Source organism: Ectorhizobium quercum (genome assembly GCF_026552795.1).
Taxonomy (GTDB): Bacteria; Pseudomonadota; Alphaproteobacteria; order Rhizobiales; family Rhizobiaceae; genus Ectorhizobium; species Ectorhizobium quercum.
The window spans coordinates 159,688-175,049 of sequence record NZ_JANFPI010000007.1 but is presented as its reverse complement, the minus strand read 5'-3'; the positions used below and the strand labels follow the sequence as shown (position 1 = coordinate 175,049).

At 65.3% G+C, this 15,362-nt stretch carries 14 protein-coding genes; 5 read left to right on the top strand and 9 right to left on the bottom strand.

Going from position 1 to position 15,362, the window contains the following annotated elements; translation table 11 throughout:
- Positions 1-128: 128 nt before the first annotated feature.
- A complete protein-coding gene (locus NOF55_RS19750; protein WP_306412830.1) occupies positions 129-542 on the bottom strand; it encodes an RNA-binding S4 domain-containing protein in 414 nt (137 codons plus the stop codon).
- 1 nt (position 543) lies between these two features.
- Positions 544-3,630 carry a helicase-related protein gene (locus NOF55_RS19745; RefSeq protein WP_306412925.1) on the bottom strand — a complete coding sequence of 1,029 codons (3,087 nt, stop codon included), beginning with the start codon at positions 3,628-3,630 and terminating at the stop codon, positions 544-546.
- 732 nt (positions 3,631-4,362) lie between these two features.
- On the opposite strand from NOF55_RS19745, the gene NOF55_RS19740 reads away from it, so the two are divergent.
- A complete protein-coding gene (locus NOF55_RS19740) occupies positions 4,363-4,620 on the top strand; it encodes a YMGG-like glycine zipper-containing protein (protein WP_306412924.1) in 258 nt (85 codons plus the stop codon).
- A 284-nt stretch (positions 4,621-4,904) separates the two neighbouring features.
- Here the strand turns inward: NOF55_RS19740 and NOF55_RS19735 are convergent, their stop codons facing one another.
- Positions 4,905-6,086, bottom strand: coding sequence for an acetyl-CoA C-acetyltransferase (locus NOF55_RS19735; protein ID WP_306412829.1), 1,182 nt, complete (start codon positions 6,084-6,086; stop codon positions 4,905-4,907).
- A 278-nt stretch (positions 6,087-6,364) separates the two neighbouring features.
- Between NOF55_RS19735 and NOF55_RS19730 the strand changes: the two genes are divergently transcribed.
- Entirely contained in the window at positions 6,365-7,015 is a 651-nt protein-coding gene (locus NOF55_RS19730) for a LysE family translocator (protein WP_306412828.1), read from the top strand.
- A 39-nt stretch (positions 7,016-7,054) separates the two neighbouring features.
- On the opposite strand, the gene rlmN is transcribed toward NOF55_RS19730, so the two are convergent.
- The 4 genes from rlmN to NOF55_RS19710 all read right to left on the bottom strand — a co-directional run bounded on the left by rlmN (position 7,055) and on the right by NOF55_RS19710 (position 10,081).
- Entirely contained in the window at positions 7,055-8,284 is a 1,230-nt protein-coding gene (gene rlmN, locus NOF55_RS19725) for a dual-specificity RNA methyltransferase RlmN (protein ID WP_370869006.1), read from the bottom strand.
- 262 nt (positions 8,285-8,546) lie between these two features.
- Positions 8,547-9,050: an invasion associated locus B family protein gene (locus NOF55_RS19720; protein ID WP_306412827.1), complete on the bottom strand. Its 504-nt coding sequence runs from the start codon at positions 9,048-9,050 to the stop codon at positions 8,547-8,549.
- A 267-nt stretch (positions 9,051-9,317) separates the two neighbouring features.
- Positions 9,318-9,707: a YkvA family protein gene (locus NOF55_RS19715; RefSeq protein ID WP_306412826.1), complete on the bottom strand. Its 390-nt coding sequence runs from the start codon at positions 9,705-9,707 to the stop codon at positions 9,318-9,320.
- A 71-nt stretch (positions 9,708-9,778) separates the two neighbouring features.
- Positions 9,779-10,081 (bottom strand): 4a-hydroxytetrahydrobiopterin dehydratase, encoded by a 303-nt coding sequence (locus tag NOF55_RS19710; protein WP_306412825.1) that lies wholly within the window; start codon positions 10,079-10,081, stop codon positions 9,779-9,781.
- Positions 10,082-10,191: 110 nt separating this feature from the next.
- Here NOF55_RS19710 and NOF55_RS19705 point away from each other — a divergent pair, with 110 nt between their 5' ends.
- On the top strand, positions 10,192-10,671 hold the full coding sequence (locus NOF55_RS19705; protein ID WP_306412824.1) for a low molecular weight protein-tyrosine-phosphatase: 480 nt from the start codon (positions 10,192-10,194) through the stop codon (positions 10,669-10,671).
- On the opposite strand, the gene thpR is transcribed toward NOF55_RS19705, so the two are convergent.
- On the bottom strand, positions 10,605-11,198 hold the full coding sequence (gene thpR, locus NOF55_RS19700; protein ID WP_306412823.1) for an RNA 2',3'-cyclic phosphodiesterase: 594 nt from the start codon (positions 11,196-11,198) through the stop codon (positions 10,605-10,607). The two genes, NOF55_RS19705 and thpR, sit on opposite strands and share 67 nt — an antisense overlap.
- 67 nt (positions 11,199-11,265) lie before the next feature.
- The gene (locus tag NOF55_RS19695) at positions 11,266-11,910 is read right to left on the bottom strand and encodes an arylesterase (protein ID WP_306412822.1); all 645 of its coding nucleotides are present in this window, start codon (positions 11,908-11,910) and stop codon (positions 11,266-11,268) included.
- A 77-nt stretch (positions 11,911-11,987) separates the two neighbouring features.
- Between NOF55_RS19695 and NOF55_RS19690 the strand changes: the two genes are divergently transcribed.
- Both NOF55_RS19690 and NOF55_RS19685 read left to right on the top strand, forming a co-directional pair.
- Positions 11,988-12,701: an ABC transporter ATP-binding protein gene (locus tag NOF55_RS19690; RefSeq protein ID WP_306412821.1), complete on the top strand. Its 714-nt coding sequence runs from the start codon at positions 11,988-11,990 to the stop codon at positions 12,699-12,701.
- Positions 12,698-15,244 (top strand): ABC transporter permease, encoded by a 2,547-nt coding sequence (locus tag NOF55_RS19685; RefSeq protein WP_306412820.1) that lies wholly within the window; start codon positions 12,698-12,700, stop codon positions 15,242-15,244. The genes NOF55_RS19690 and NOF55_RS19685 overlap by 4 nt, the downstream gene beginning before the upstream one ends.
- The last annotated feature ends 118 nt before the right edge of the window (positions 15,245-15,362 follow it).

Sequence of the window (15,362 nt, the reverse complement as noted above, 5' to 3'; positions counted from 1 at the left end):
CCCTTTTCATGACCGGACCGGCCTGCCGGGAAGGGACTTCGGTATCAGAAAGCTCGACTGTCAGGTACTGCCTTTGAGCGCGCTTATCAAGGAGAAAGCGAACTCAAAATGTCGCGGAACGGGGAGTGTTATTCTCCCGTCCCGTCGAAATCGGAAAGCAGATTGTCGAGCGCCCGGCGCTCCCGTTTGGTCGGGCGGCCGCTGCCGGGCTGGCGCTGCGCCTGCTCGAAGGCCGACAGGCGCGGCGTGGCTTCGGGAGGCGGCGTAAGATCCTCGTAAAGCAGCCTGGCTTCTTCGAACGGGCCGCGTCTCTTGCCGGCGCCGCGGACGACGAGAACGATGTCGCGCCGTTCGAGCGTCAGTTCGATGCGGTCGCCCGTCCTGACGGCGTGGGACGGCTGATGGACCTTGCGCCCGTTCACCGCCACATGCCCGGCCTCGACGAGCGTTTGCGCAAGGCTGCGGGACTTCACCATGCGCGTGAAGAAGAGCCACTTGTCGATGCGCTGGCGCTCGGCGACAGGCGGCTCCCCGGTCGTCATGTCACTTCTTGAGCTGGTCGCGAAGGGCGGCCAGAGCGGCGAAGGGCGAATCCGGATCGATCGGCTTCTCCTTCTTCGGCGGCCGGGCTTCGAAGCGCTGGTTGTCGCGCTTGTTGTCGCGTTTGCCGTGGCCGGGCTTGCCGCCCTTGTGCTCGTTGCGCTTGCCGCCGTCGCGCTCGCCGTCCCGGTTGCGGTCCGGACGGCCTTCGCTGCGACGGTTTTCGCCGTCCCGGCGTTCGCCCTGCGGACGGTTGCCGCGGCCGCGGTGTTCGCCCTGCGGGCGGGCCCGCGGACTGTCGCTGCGCCCACCCGGACGCCACAGGAGCACGGGCTTCGGTTCGGCGGGCGGAAGCTCCTCCGCCGCGGTTGCGGCTTCGAGCGTCGCTTCGGAGTCTTGCGCGGTTTCGTTAGCAGGCGCCGCTTCGGCGGGCGTTGCCTCGGCAGGTGCTTCAGCCGGTGTTTCGGTGATTGCCTCGGCGGGCGTTTCCGTGGCCGTTTCGACCGGCGTTTCCGAAGCTGTTTCGGCAGGGGCTTCCGCGACCGAGACGTCGGCATCCGCTACGCCTGAGGCTTCGGGTGCCGCTTCCGTTGCCGGTTCGGCGGCCGTGGCGGTATCTTCCTCGGGCTTGCCGGCGTTCAGGACGGTTTGCGCCTCCTCGGCCGGTACGGCATCGGCGCGATAGCCGAGCCCCTTGAGGATTTCTTCCATGTCGTCCGGCGTCGCGCCGAGAATCGAGAGCATCGCGGTGGTGGTGACGAAGCGGCGGCCGTCATAGGCGCCTTCCGGGCGCGGCTCGGTGCCGGGCTTCCACTGGAGCAGCGGACGGATGAGGTCGGCGAGGCGTTCGAGAATATCGATGCGCACGGCGCGCTTGCCGAGGAAACGGAAGCCGGCGAGCTTGTAGAACATGCGTTCGAAAGTGGGGTCGGTGACGATCGAGGTGCGGCCGGCGGCGAGAACCGGAATGAGTTCGCCGTAGCCGGGCAGTTCCAGGCCGTCGTTCTTCAGCGCCCAGAGCAGGGTGATGAGTTCGGCGGGCGCGGGCTTGAGCAGCGCGGGTATGAAGACGTGGTAGGCGCCGAAACGCACGCCGTAGCGGCGGATGGAGGCGCGGGCATCCTGGTCGAGCGTCTTGATCTCGTCGGCGACATCGCGGCGGAACAGCACGCCGAGGTTCTCGACGAGCTGGAAGGCGAGGCCGCGGGCAAGGCCCTGGAGGTCCTCGGCGCGCGACAGGTCGTCCAGCGGCTTGAGCACGGTGGTGATGTGATGGTTGACGAAGCGCTCGACGCGGGCGGCGACGTGATCGCGGGCATTGCCGGTCAGCTGCTCGTCGGCCAGCAGGATGACGCGCGGGCGCATGATGTTGTCGCTCGACGCCAGGCGGGCGACCGGCTCGCCGAGCCAGCGGACGAGGCCGCGCGAATCGAGCGCCAGGTCGTTGTTGCCGGAGGCATGCAGACGTGCGGCGCGCGCTTCGAACTCCAGCGCGAGCGCCTTCAGGGCCGCGGTCTCCACCGCCTTGCCGTCCGGCCCGTCCATATCCGGTGCGGGCGTGAACCGGAAACCGGCCAATTGCCCGACATGATGCCCTTCAACGAAGACATCGCCATTCACACTGATTTCAGCTTCCAGCATCGCATTCTCTCTCAGGCGCCTCATGAGCACAGTTGTCCTGCGGTCTACAAAGCGTTTCGTCAACCGTTCATGTAGCGCATCGGACAGACGATCCTCAATTTCCCGTGTCTTTTCTTGCCAGTGTGTCGGATCGGCAAGCCAACCGGGGCGGTTCGAAACGTATGTCCATGTTCTGATCTGCGCGATCCGCGCCGAAAGCGTGTCGATCTCGCCATCGGTGCGGTCGGCGCGCCGCGCCTGCCCGGCGAGAAAATCTTCGCTGATGGCGCCGTGGCGCACAAGATCGAAATAAATCGTCGAAATCAAGTCCGCATGCTGTGCGGGCGTGATGCGGCGGTAATCCGGCAGCGCGCAGGCATCCCACAACGTCTCCACCCGTTCGGGGGTGGTCGCCATGTCGACGACTTCCGGATAGCGGGCAAGATGGTCGAGGGCCTGGGCATCGGTCGCCGGCAGGGCGCGCGTCAGGCCCTGCACCGTCGGCATGGCTTCGAGGCTGCGCTGCAAGGCCTTGATCGAGGAGAAGTCGAAAGTGGCGGTGCGCCATTGCATGACCTTCACGGCGTCGAACGCGTGGGCCTCGATGCGCTCCACCAGTTCGTCGTCGAAAGGATCGACCCGGCCGGTCACGCCGAAGGTGCCGTCCTTGGTGTGGCGTCCGGCGCGTCCGGCGATCTGGCCGAGTTCGCCGGGATTGAGGTTGCGGTACTGGTAGCCGTCGAACTTGCGGCCCTGCGCGAAGGCGACGTGGTCGACGTCGAGATTGAGGCCCATGCCGATCGCGTCGGTGGCGACGAGGTAATCGACGTCGCCGGCCTGATAGAGGCCGACCTGCGCGTTGCGGGTGCGCGGGCTGAGCGCGCCGAGCACGACGGCGGCACCGCCGCGCTGGCGGCGGATCAGTTCGGCGACGGCATAGACCTCGTCCGCCGAGAAGGCGACGATGGCGCTGCGCTGGGGCAGGCGGGTGATCTTCTTCGAGCCGGCATAGAAAAGCTGCGACAGGCGCGGCCGCTCGATGACCAGAATGCCGGGCAGCACCTGTTCGAGGATGGGCCGCATCGTCGCGGCGCCCAGCAGCAGCGTTTCCTCGCGGCCGCGCAGGTGCAGGATGCGATCGGTGAAGATGTGGCCGCGCTCCAGGTCGCCGGCGAGCTGCACCTCGTCGATGGCGACGAAGGCAGCCTTCGTCTCGCGCGGCATGGCCTCCACGGTGCATATCGAAAAGCGTGCATTCGGCGGGGTGATCTTTTCCTCGCCGGTGACGAGGGCGACATGCTGCGCCCCGACCTTCTCGACGACACGGGTGTAGACCTCGCGGGCCAGCAGGCGCAACGGCAGACCGATGACGCCCGATCCGTGGGCGACCATGCGCTCGATGGCGTAATGGGTCTTGCCGGTATTGGTCGGTCCGAGCACCGCGGTCACGCCGCGGCCGGAAAGGATCATGGGTCGCATCAGGTGAAGTTCACAGCTCCCGAAGGCATTGCGCCTGTTGCCCGCTTCCCTTCCGTTGCGGACAGGGTCGGGCGACTTTCCCCACAGATGGCGATTGCCGGGACGGATGGCAAGACGCGGCCGGCTGGTTTGCGCTGTTTTCCCCGGTTGTGAGACGCGCGCCGCCGGTCCGGCTAAGTGCTTGTTTTAAGATTCGGAACAGCCTGCGAACGAATCGGCGACGAATCGCTGATTCATGCTGATTCAGGGTTTGTTCACCGCAATATCTCGTCGTCCTTTTTTCGATGGCCACCAGATGCTGAATCGCCTTCTCCGCCTCGAAGCGTGTCGGCGGCTCCGGCGTTAACTTTTGCGCGGCGGGATTCACGACTTGCTAAGAAACGTTCCAACCCATTGATTTTATTCGATGCGATGGAGCGGCTACCATTGCAGCGTTAACTTTCGGGCCAAAGGCGGAACGAATCATCGACGAATCGCTGACGGCGGGGTTTTCCCGGTTTGTTCACCGCAAGATGTGGTGGCTGCCGGCGAGAGAAGACATATGCGGGGCGGGCGCTGGCGGCTCCGGGCGGTCGTTTTGGCCGCCGTCGTTAACCTTTGGGCCCCGGTGTTCATCTTTCGGAAAAGATCGGAACCATTCCGGCATGAGGACGTTCATTCGGTTACTGGATACCTGCGGTCATGCCGCCTGCGCATTCGAGGATGCGCACAAACCGGGAGAACATCATGAAGAAGATTGCATTGAGCCTTGCTCTTGTCGGCGCGCTTGCCTCCTGCACCACCACCGAACGCACGACCGCCGTGGGCGCTGCCTCCGGTGCCGTCATCGGCGGCGTGGTGACGGGGCGCGCAGGCGGAGCTGCCGTGGGCGCCGTTGCCGGCGGTATCGCCGGTGCCCTGATCGGCCAGTCGCAGGAGCGGCGCGGCTACTGCGTCTATCGCGACCGCCGGGGCGGCACCTACGAGGCCCGTTGCCGATAGTTTCACTTTAACAGTCCCCTGAGGAGGAGACTTGCGCCGGAATGCCGCGTCAAGCGGGGCATTCCGGCATTTTTTTTGCCGGTTCGACGGGCGCCGTTAACCTTCGGGCCAAAGACGGAACGAATCATCGACGAATCGCTGACGTTGCCGGTTTCCCGGTTTGTTCACCGCAATATGTGGTGTAAAAACAATTTGTTAACCATATGAAACAGTGGAAAACGCCCGCGGCGGAGCTTCGATCCGCCGCGAGCGTTAACCTGTCGGGCAGGTCATTTAAGAGGTTCTTAAAGGGCCTCGACACACATGGCGACGCCCATGCCACCGCCGATGCAGAGCGTGGCAAGACCCTTCCTTGCCTTGCGGCGTTTCAGTTCGAACAGCAGCGTGTTGAGAATGCGCGCGCCGGATGCGCCGACCGGATGGCCGATGGCGATGGCGCCGCCGTTGACGTTCACCTTGTCCGGATCGAGGTCGAGATCGCGGGCGACTGCGCAGGACTGGGCGGCGAAGGCTTCGTTGGCCTCGACGAGATCGAGATCGGCCACGGTCCATCCCGCTTTCTCAAGCGCTTTTTTCGAAGAGGGAACGGGGCCGATCCCCATGATGCGCGGATCGACCCCGGCGGTTGCCCAGGAGGCGATACGGGCAAGCGGCGTCAGGGCGCGGCGAACCGCTTCCTCTTCCGTCATCAGCAGCACGGCGGCGGCGCCGTCGTTGATGCCGGAGGCGTTGCCCGCCGTCACCGTGCCTTCCTTCTCAAAGGCCGGGCGCAGTTTCGCCAGCGAATCCGGCGTCGTGCCGGGGCGGACATGCTCGTCCTGATCGACCACCACATCGCCCTTGCGGGAGGAGACCGTGAAGGGCACGATCTCGTCAGCAAAGCGGCCGGCCTTTTGCGCCGCTTCCGCCTTGTTCTGCGAGGCGGCTGCGAAGGCGTCCTGCTCGGCGCGGGTCAATTGCCACTGGCGCGCGATGTTCTCGGCGGTGACGCCCATGTGATAGCCGTAGAAGGCGTCCGTCAGGCCGTCCTTCAGCATGGTGTCCAGCATCTCGAAATGGCCGATGCGCACGCCGGCGCGCAGATACTGGCAATGGGGCGCGAGCGACATGGATTCCTGCCCGCCCGCGACGACGATCGCGGCATCTCCGCCGGCGATCTGCTGCATGCCGAGCGCGACGGCGCGCAGGCCGGAGCCGCAGAGCTGGTTGACGCCGAAGGCGGTTGCCGCTTCCGGAATGCCCGCCCTGATCGCCGCCTGGCGGGCCGGGTTCTGGCCCTGGCCGGCCGTCAGGATCTGCCCGAGGATAATCTCGTTCACCTCCTCCGCCCCGATGCCGGCGCGGGAAAGGACGGCGGAAATGACCGCCGCGCCCAGTTCATGGGCGGGCACCGTGGCAAAGGCGCCGTTGAAGGCGCCGACGGCCGTGCGCGCGGCGCTGGCTATGACGATCGAAGGCTGGCGCATGGGGGTCTCCTCTTGCTCTCCTCCCGAAAGAACCTTGTCGCAAACTGACAAGGCAAAAACAATATGTCAAACGTTTGTTACAGTCGAAACGGGAAAGCCATGCCGGCCGTTTCGACGATTGCCTTTTCCGCGGGACGCGTTAAACCGGGCAAAGGTCTTGCGGATTCGCCGGCTGCGCTCCCGATCCCTGTTCCGGCGTGCCGCTGTCGCGGGTGCAGGCAGGTTCCGGCGCGGCATGGCCGGGAAGCCGCCTCGTTTCAGCACGCCGCAGGTCAATCATGGAATTCCTTCCCTCGTTTCCGACGTTCCTGGCTTTCGCCGCGGCGACGCTGCTGCTCGCCGCCACGCCCGGGCCGGACATGACGCTTTCGATCAGCCGGGCGCTGAGGGACGGCCGCTCGGCGGGGCTTGCCGTGCTGCTCGGCACCAATATCGGCTGCGCCGTCCATACGATGCTGGTGGCCTTCGGCGTGTCGGCGCTGGTCATCGCCTCGCCCACGGCCTTCATGATCCTGAAGACGGGAGGGGCGGCCTATCTGTTCTGGCTGGCGGTGCAGGCGCTGCGCTACGGGTCAACGTTCCGGGTGGAGGTGCGTGCGGGCACGGAAACGGCGGGCTCCTCGCCCGCGGCGGCCGTGTGGACCGGCATCGTCGTCAACCTGCTCAATCCGAAGGTCATCATCTTCTTCATGACCTTCCTGCCGCAATTCGTTTCGGCCAGCGATCCGCATGTCACCGGCAAGCTGTTCGTGCTCGGCATGACCTTCATCGTCGTGTCGCTGCCGGTCACGGTCGGTGTGGTGCTCGCCGCCGACAGGCTGTCGGCATGGCTGTTGCGCAACCCGGGCGTGGTGCGCGCCATCGACTACACGTTCGCCGCCGTGTTCTCGCTGTTTGCGGTGAAAATCCTGTTCACGCAGGCGCGCTGAAAACGCCACCTTCGGGCTTTCGGCCCACACCGGCGAGAATCAATCCTCGCCGTGGTTGGCGATCATCATCGCCTCGAAGGCGAGGCGCTCGGTCTTGCGCATGCGTTCGGATTCCGATTTCAGCTGGCCGCAGGCGGCGAGAATGTCGCGGCCGCGCGGTGTGCGGATCGGCGAGGCATAGCCCGCCTGATTGATGAAATCGGCGAACTTGGCGATCGTTTCCCAGTCCGAACACTGGTAGTTGGTGCCCGGCCACGGGTTGAAGGGGATGAGGTTGATCTTGGCCGGAATGCCCTTGAGCAGCTTGATGAGCAGCCTGGCGTCCTCAAGGCTGTCGTTGACGTCCTTCAGCATCACGTATTCGAAGGTGATGCGGCGGGCGTTCGACAGGCCGGGATAGGCGCGGCAGGCGTCGAGCAGTTCCTTCAGCGGATACTTCTTGTTGATCGGCACGAGAATGTCGCGCAGGTCGTCGCGCACGGCATGCAGCGAGATCGCCAGCATGACGCCGATTTCCTCGCCGGTGCGGATGATCTCGGGCACGATGCCGGAGGTGGAAAGCGTGATGCGCCGCTTCGACAGCGACAGGCCGTCGCCATCCGAGGCGATCAGAAGCGCCTTCTTGACGCTCTCGAAATTGTAGAGCGGCTCGCCCATGCCCATCATCACGATGTTGGTGATCTTGCGGCCTTCGGCGGGCACCATCGCGCCGACCGGCGTTTCGGCATCCGGGAAATCGCCCAGCCGGTCGCGGGCGAGCAGAAGCTGGGAAAGGATTTCCTCCGCCGTCAGGTTGCGCACCAGCTTCTGGGTGCCGGTGTGACAGAAGGAACAGGTCAGCGTGCAGCCGACCTGCGAGGAAATGCACAGCGTACCGCGGCCCTCGTCGGGAATATAGACGGTCTCGATTTCGACCGGGCGGCCGGCGCCACGCGGCGGAAAGCGCAGAAGCCATTTGCGGGTGCCGTCGCCAGAGACCTGTTCCTCGACGATTTCCGGGCGGGCGATGGTGAAATGCGTCTTCAGCATCTCGCGCATGTCGCGGGCCACGTTGGTCATGGCGTCGAAATCCGAGACGCCGCGCACATAGAGCCAGTTCCAGATCTGCGCGACGCGCATCCTGACCTGCTTTTCCGGAATGCCGCGCTCGCGCAGCGCCGTGCCGATCTCCTCGCGCGTGAGCCCGACCAGCGTCGGCTTCTCCGCACCGGCGCGGGGCATCACGGGCTTCTGCGGCGCTTTCTCGATCACGGCCTCGGTGGCGGACATCGGCGTCATTCCATCATCAGGTTGATGGCCCGGCCGGATCGCTCCGGGGGCGCTGTCAGGTTCGGAACTGTCTTGCTTGCTGTGCCCCTTCATGCTGTCGGCAAAGGGCATTTCCCGCGGCCTTTATCATCAAATGACCGCCGCGTCATCCCTTTTGAGCGGGCCTTTCGAACGACAGGCGGCGATCCGCGATCCGCAACGGCGAAAGCCGGCGCGGGGCCGGCTTCCGGTCGTCAGGAACGGACGCATGGACCGCCGTGGCTCAGTTGCAGGTCCGGATCTGGTTCAGCGCCGCCGTGATGCCGGACAGCGAATAGGTGTAGTTCGTCCTGGTGCCGCGGGCGGAGGTGGCCTGAACGGTGAGGTTGCGGCCGCCGCGCATGGCCGCGACCAGGGCCGGCTCCTCGGCGGCGTTCTCGACCCATGCCGACTTTTCCTTGGTGAACAGGGTGAAGTTCTTGCCGTCGACGGCAACCGTCACCTTGGAATCGGCCTGCAGGTTGTAGCCCATCATCACCTGCGGCTCGTAGGAGATATTCTGCCCCGGGCGCTGCGACACGATGAAGAAGACGTCGCCGTGATCCACCGATGCCGGCTGCTTCTCGGACGGAACGGCCAGAACGTAGCAGAGCGTATTGTTCTGCGTCTTGTAGGAATACGCGCCCCAGGCGTTGAATTGCTGGATACGGGTCGGCGATTGGGCGGATGCGAGGCTTGCGCTTGCCAGGAGGAGTGCGAGGGTGGTTGCGATGCTTCTTACAAACATTGTGTCCTGCCGTTCTCTTATCGTCCGGCGCCCAGCCTCGACACGGCCCGGGCGCACCCATAATTCGATTTATTTTGACTTAATCGAGGTTACTAAACCGTCAACGCGGAGGCGTTCGACGCCCGTTTGGCCTCAAAAATCGGTCAAAGCTGGACATAATTCGCGGTTTTGCCGTCAGCCTCATGTCTTCCGCCGATTTCAGATACAAGAAATCCGGCAAGAGTGTGTTCTTGCCGGACGTTGCGCCGAAAGTCGGCCGCTGGCGGTTCAATTCTTCTCCGGGGCCTCGATCTCGCCCGACAGAGCCCGGTCGGCGGCCTCGTAATGGCGGTCGCGGATATGGCCGCGGATCAATGCGAAGGCGGCCGTCAGGACAGCCATGTCGTCGGAAAAGCCGATGACGGTGAAAATGTCGGGGATGAGGTCGGCCGGCATGACGAAATAGGCAAGTGCCGCAAAAAGCACGCCTTTCACGCGCACCGGCGTCTGCCGGTCGGTGGCGCAGTACCAGGCGGCCACGGCATCGCGGGCAAAGGGCACCTTGGTCGCCACCTTGCGGATCTTCGGCCAGAATCCCGCCCGCACGGTCTCTTCCCGGCGCTGTTCGGTTTCTTCGTCGCCGGGCAGAAGAATTTCGCCGTATTTCACATCGTCCATCCGGTTGCACCTCCAGCAGCAGCCCGAAATCCACGTTTCAAAATATGGTGATCGATTGCGGCGAAATCAAATCAATCCGCCGGACCGGCAATGGCGTTGATGAATGCGGCGAGTTCGAAGTCGAGTTCGGTGAGGCCGCCGGCGCTGTGCGTCGAAAGGGTGATGTCGACGCGCGACCAGACATTGGACCATTCGGGATGGTGGTCGAGCTTTTCCGCCTGCATTGCGGTGCGGGTCATGAAGGCGAAGGCCTCGCTGAAATCCCTGAATTTCAGCGACCGGACGATCGACCTGCCATCGTCATGACGCTCCCAGCCCGGCAGCGCGCCGAGCCTTGCCCATACTTCCGCCTCTTCCAGCCTTTGCCGTTTCATGCCAACCTCCTGCATTCCGTCTTACCTGTGTTCCGTCTGTTTTCGCGCAATTCCGAACGGAAAACCGCTTCTCACTTTTCCTGGAATTGCTTCACCGGAGAGCATAACGCATGACCGTGACATCCGTTCTGTTCGTCTGCACCGGCAATATATGCCGCTCGCCGCTGGCCGAAGGGATTTTTCTGCATCTGGCCGCCGAACGGGGCGAGGCCGCCGCCTACAGGGCCGATTCGGCGGGCACGGGCGGCTGGCATGAAGGGGAGGCGCCGGATCGCCGCTCGATCCATGTCGCGGCGCTCAACGGGATCGACATTTCCGGCCAGCGGGCGCGCAAGATCACCGGCAGGGATTTCGAGCGCTTCGACCTCATCCTCGGCATGGATCGGGGCCATGTCGCGGCGCTGAAGGCGCGCGCGCCTTCGGACCATGCCGGTCGCATCCATCTCTTCAGCCGCTTCGCCGCGGCGCGCGATTTCGACATTCCCGATCCCTATTACGGCGGACCAGACGACTTCGCCGACGTTTACAATATGCTGCTTTCGGGCTGCGGGCTTCTATTGGAAAGGTTGCTTTCCATGCGCGGATCGTAAAGCGGGAAGACCTCTTCCGTCAGGTAGGGGCCGCCGCCGACCGATTCCTTCGAGGAGAGCAGGACGAAGCGCCGGGCCATGAAGGGCATGGTCTGGAAATCGCCTCGGCCGGACAGGTAGTGGGCCACGTCGTCGAGGCGGGCGTTCTTGAGGCGGGCGAGCGTGACGTGCGGCGTGAACTTGCGCGGGTCCGGCGGCAGGCCGATGCGCTGACAGATGCGCTCGATCTCGCCCTGAAGCGCGAACATTTCCGGGGAGGGCGTGACGCTGGCGAAGATCGAATGCGGTTTCTTCGAACCGAAGGCGCCGATGCCGGAGAGCGACAGGGCGAATTGCGGCCGGTCGATGCGGTCCAGCCGGTCGACCAGTTCATCGGCGGTACGGCCGTCGACGTCGCCAATGAACCGCAAGGTAATGTGATAATTCTCGACGTCTATCCAGCGGGCTCCGGGGATGCCGCCGCGCAAAAGGGAAAGGCTCAAGGCCGCTTCGCGCGGAACTTCGAGGGCGGTGAACAATCTCGGCATGGCGAGGTCTCCCCGAATCTTTTGCAGATGCACACAGCGGAACATGCAATTCTTTTGCGCGCAAGACTTATTTCCGGCTCTGCGAAATATTGGACAGAAATTTCTCGGCAACCGGCAGGCTGCGCGAAACCATCACTGCCACCCCCTCGCCGTTCGGGTGCATGCCGTCCTCGAGCTTCAGGCGGGATTCCGTCACCACGCCGTCGAGGAAGAAGGGATAGAGCGGAACGCCGTATTTTTCGGCGAGGCGCGGATAGATCGGGTTGAAGCGGGCGGCATAGTCGTCGCCCATGTTGGGCGGGGCGAGCATTCCGATAAGCATCACCGCAATGCCGCGCTCCTGGAAGCGGGCGAGCATGGCATCGAGATTGCGCTCGCTGTCCTCCGGCGCGATGCCGCGCAGCGCGTCGTTGGCGCCGAGTTCGAGGATGACGCCGTCCGTGCCGTCGGGCACGGACCAGTCGGCCCGGGCGAGCCCGCCCGAGGTCGTGTCGCCGGACACCGCCGCGTTTTCGATCACCACGTCGAAGCCCTTGTCCTTCAGGGCTTTTTCGAGCTGGGCGGTGTAGGATTCGTCGGCGGGAAGCTGGTAGCCGGCCATGAGGCTGTCGCCGAGGCCGACCAGCCGCAGCGGCTCGGCGGCCGCCAGCCGGGGCGCAAGGGCGGTCAGCGCGATGACGACGAAGTGAAAGAGGGCAGCTTTAAATCTCATATCGGCTTTCCTAGATTGGCAGACGGTGTTGCACCGCAATTCCCGCCTCATGTTTCCAGCAATATAGGACGCTTTCCGTGCCAGAAAACATCATCGAACTCAGGAAGGCCGATCTGACGCTGGGAAGCCAGGCCGCAGCCGTTCACGTTCTGAGGGGCATCGACCTCTCGATCCGGGCCGGCGAGGCGGCGGGAATCGTCGGGCCGTCCGGTTCGGGAAAATCCACGCTCCTGATGGTCCTGGCCGGCCTCGAACGGCTGGACAGCGGCGAGATCGTCATCGACGGCGCGCCGCTTCATACGTTTTCCGAGGATGCGCTGGCCGATTTTCGCGGGCGCAACATCGGCATCGTGTTCCAGTCGTTCCATCTCATCGCCAACATGACGGCGCTGGAAAACGTCGCGGTGCCGCTGGAGCTTGCCAATATCGCCGATCCGTTCGCCATCGCGGAAAACGAATTGCGTGCCGTCGGGCTTGGCGAGCGCCTGCACCACTATCCGGGCCAGCTTTCCGGCGGCGAACAGCAGCGCGTGGCTATCGCCCGCGCGCTCGCACCCTCGCCCAAGGTGCTGATCGCCGACGAGCCGACCGGCAATCTCGATACGGAAACCGGCCGACAGATCGCCGATCTCCTGTTTTCGAAGCAGGCCGAACGCGGCATGACGCTGGTTCTGGTGACGCACGATCCCTCGCTTGCCGCGCGCTGCTCGCGCCAGATCGGCGTGCGTTCGGGCCACATCGAAAGCGACAGCGCCCATGATGCGGCTCTCCACCAGAGGCAGACTGCATGAGCGGCCTGCCGTTTCGCGTCCGGGTCGCGTTCAGGCTGGCATTGCGCGAAATGCGCGGCGGCCTGAAGGGGTTCTACATCTTCCTCGCCTGCATCGCGCTCGGTGTCGGCGCCATCGCCGCGGTCAATTCGCTGTCGCGCACGATGACCGATGCGATCGCCTCGGAAGGCAGGACGATCCTTGCCGGCGACGTGCGCTTCGAACTGGACAACCGCGAGGCGACGCCGGCCGAATATGAATGGCTTTCCGGGCTGGGCACGGTTTCCGTGACCACCGGTTTCCGGTCGATGGTCCGCCTGCCGGACGGTTCGGACCAGATGCTTGCAGAAGTGCGCGGAGTGGATGGGCTCTATCCGCTTTACGGCACGCTGGAGACCGATCCGCAGCAGCCCACGTCGGAGCTTTTTTCCGAACGGGACGGTGTATACGGCGCCATCGCTGCGCCGCTCCTGTTCGAGCGGCTGGGCGTCGCGCCCGGGGCGGAACTGCTGCTGGGCAATGTGCGGCTCAGGCTTTCGGCGACGCTGACGAACGAGCCCGACGCGCTGTCGGAAGGTTTCGGCTTCGCGCCGCGCATCATGGTGTCGCGCGAGGCGTTGCAGGCGTCCGGCCTGATCCAGACGGGCAGCCTCGTCGAGCACGCCTACCGCATCCGGCTGAACGCGCCGCTCGGCGACGACGACTCCGTGCGGGCGCTGGCCGCCCGGGCCTTTCCCGATGCGGGATGGTCGATCCGCACCAGCGACCGGGCCTCGCCCGGGCTGACCGACAACATCGCCCGTTTCACGCAGTTCCTGACGCTCGTCGGTCTCACCGCGCTGATCGTCGGCGGCGTCGGCGTCGCCAATGCGGTGCGGGCCTTCCTCGATTCCAAGCGCACGACCATCGCCGCCTTCAAGTGCCTCGGCGCGCCGGCCTCGGTCGTGTCGCTGATCTATTTCCTCCAGATCCTGCTGATCGCCTCCATCGGCATCGCCATCGGCCTTGCCATCGGTGCGGTCACGCCCCTCGTCGCTGCCGGTTTCCTCAAGGAGGTGCTGCCGGTTTCGGCGGCGCCGTCCGTTTATCCGTCGGCGCTCGGGCTGGCGGCCCTGTTCGGCTATCTCACCACGGCGGCCTTCGCCATCCTGCCGCTCGGCCATGCCCGCGAAGTGCCGGCGACAGCGCTTTTCCGCGAGCAGGGCTTCCAGAAGGCGCGCCTGCCGTCCTGGCCCTATCTCGCCGGTGCCGTGGTCACGCTTGCGGCACTCGCGGCGCTCGCGGTGTTCTCGGCCCATGACCGGCGCATCGCCATCGTTTTCCTCGCCGCGATCGGCGGCGCCTTCATCGTGCTGCGGCTGGTCGCCGTGGCGATCTCGGCGCTGGCGCGGCGCGCGCCGCGGGTTCGCTCGCCGGCGCTCCGGCTCGCCATCGGCAATATCCACCGGCCCGGGGCGCTGACGGCCTCCGTGGTCATGTCGCTCGGCCTCGGGCTGGCGCTCCTCGTCACGCTGGCGCTGATCGACGGCAACCTGCGCCGCGAGCTGGGGGGAACCCTGCCGGAAAGGGCGCCGAACTTCTTCTTCGTCGATATCCAGGGCAGCGAACTCGACGGGTTCCGCACGATCGTCCGCCAGCAGGCGCCGGAGGGCGAGCTGGTCGAGGTGCCGATGCTGCGCGGGCGCATCCTGGCGTTCAACGGCGAGGCGGTGAACGCCGGCAACGTGCCGCCCTCGGCCCGCTGGGTGCTGCGCGGCGACCGCGGCGTGACCTATTCGGAGGCCGTGCCGAAGAATGCGACCGTCGCCGAGGGCGAATGGTGGCCGGCGGACTATGCCGGCGAACCGCTCGTCTCCTTTTCCGCCCGGGAGGCGGGGGAGATCGGGCTGAAGATCGGCGATACCGTGACGGTCAACGTGCTCGGCCGCTCGATCACCGCGAAGATCGCCAATTTCCGCAATGTCGACTGGGAATCGCTGTCCATCAACTTCGTCATGGTGTTCTCGCCGAACACGTTCCGCGGCGCTCCGCATGCCTGGCTGGCGACGCTGTCCGATCCCGGTGCGAGCGACGCGCAGGAGGGCGCCGTGCTGCGCGCCGTCACCAATGCCTACCCCACCATCACCAGCGTTCGCGTGAAGGATGCGCTCGACACCGCCAACCGCCTGGTCGGGCAGATCGCCACGGCGATCCGGGCGGCGGCGGCGATCGCGCTCGTGGCTTCCGTGCTGGTGCTGGCCGGGGCGCTCGCGGCCGGCAACCGCGCCCGCACGCACGATGCCGTCGTGCTCAAGACGCTCGGCGGCACGCGGCGCCTGCTGATCCGCGCCTTCACCTTCGAATACATGATCCTCGGCTTCGCGACGGCGGTGTTCTCGCTGCTTTCGGGCGGCGTGGCGGCCTGGTACGTCGTCGCCCGCATCATGAACCTGCGCTCGGTGTTCCTCACGGATGTCGCCGTCACGACCGTGGCGGTGGCGCTGGTCATGACGGTCGGCATCGGGCTTGCCGGCACCTGGCGGGTTCTGGGCCAGAAGGCCGCGCCGGTGCTGCGCGAATTGTGAGGCCGGGGCGCCGCGCCCGGCCGGCAACGATCAACTTTTCGTCAGGATCGGCGCTTTGCCGGCCGGATTTCGACCTTCCGGCGGATAAGGTCTTGTAACCGGAGGCGGATCACCTCAT

Coding starts and splice junctions, on each gene's coding strand:
- NOF55_RS19685 (WP_306412820.1), top strand. CDS start 12,698: ATGAGCGGCCTGCCGTTTCGCGTCCGGGTCGCGTTCAGGCTGGCATTG.
- NOF55_RS19705 (WP_306412824.1), top strand. CDS start 10,192: ATGACCGTGACATCCGTTCTGTTCGTCTGCACCGGCAATATATGCCGC.
- NOF55_RS19715 (WP_306412826.1), bottom strand. CDS start 9,707: ATGGACGATGTGAAATACGGCGAAATTCTTCTGCCCGGCGACGAAGAA.
- NOF55_RS19710 (WP_306412825.1), bottom strand. CDS start 10,081: ATGAAACGGCAAAGGCTGGAAGAGGCGGAAGTATGGGCAAGGCTCGGC.
- NOF55_RS19730 (WP_306412828.1), top strand. CDS start 6,365: ATGGAATTCCTTCCCTCGTTTCCGACGTTCCTGGCTTTCGCCGCGGCG.
- NOF55_RS19735 (WP_306412829.1), bottom strand. CDS start 6,086: ATGCGCCAGCCTTCGATCGTCATAGCCAGCGCCGCGCGCACGGCCGTC.
- rlmN (WP_370869006.1), bottom strand. CDS start 8,284: ATGTCCGCCACCGAGGCCGTGATCGAGAAAGCGCCGCAGAAGCCCGTG.
- NOF55_RS19745 (WP_306412925.1), bottom strand. CDS start 3,630: ATGATCCTTTCCGGCCGCGGCGTGACCGCGGTGCTCGGACCGACCAAT.
- thpR (WP_306412823.1), bottom strand. CDS start 11,198: ATGCCGAGATTGTTCACCGCCCTCGAAGTTCCGCGCGAAGCGGCCTTG.
- NOF55_RS19720 (WP_306412827.1), bottom strand. CDS start 9,050: ATGTTTGTAAGAAGCATCGCAACCACCCTCGCACTCCTCCTGGCAAGC.
- NOF55_RS19695 (WP_306412822.1), bottom strand. CDS start 11,910: ATGAGATTTAAAGCTGCCCTCTTTCACTTCGTCGTCATCGCGCTGACC.
- NOF55_RS19750 (WP_306412830.1), bottom strand. CDS start 542: ATGACGACCGGGGAGCCGCCTGTCGCCGAGCGCCAGCGCATCGACAAG.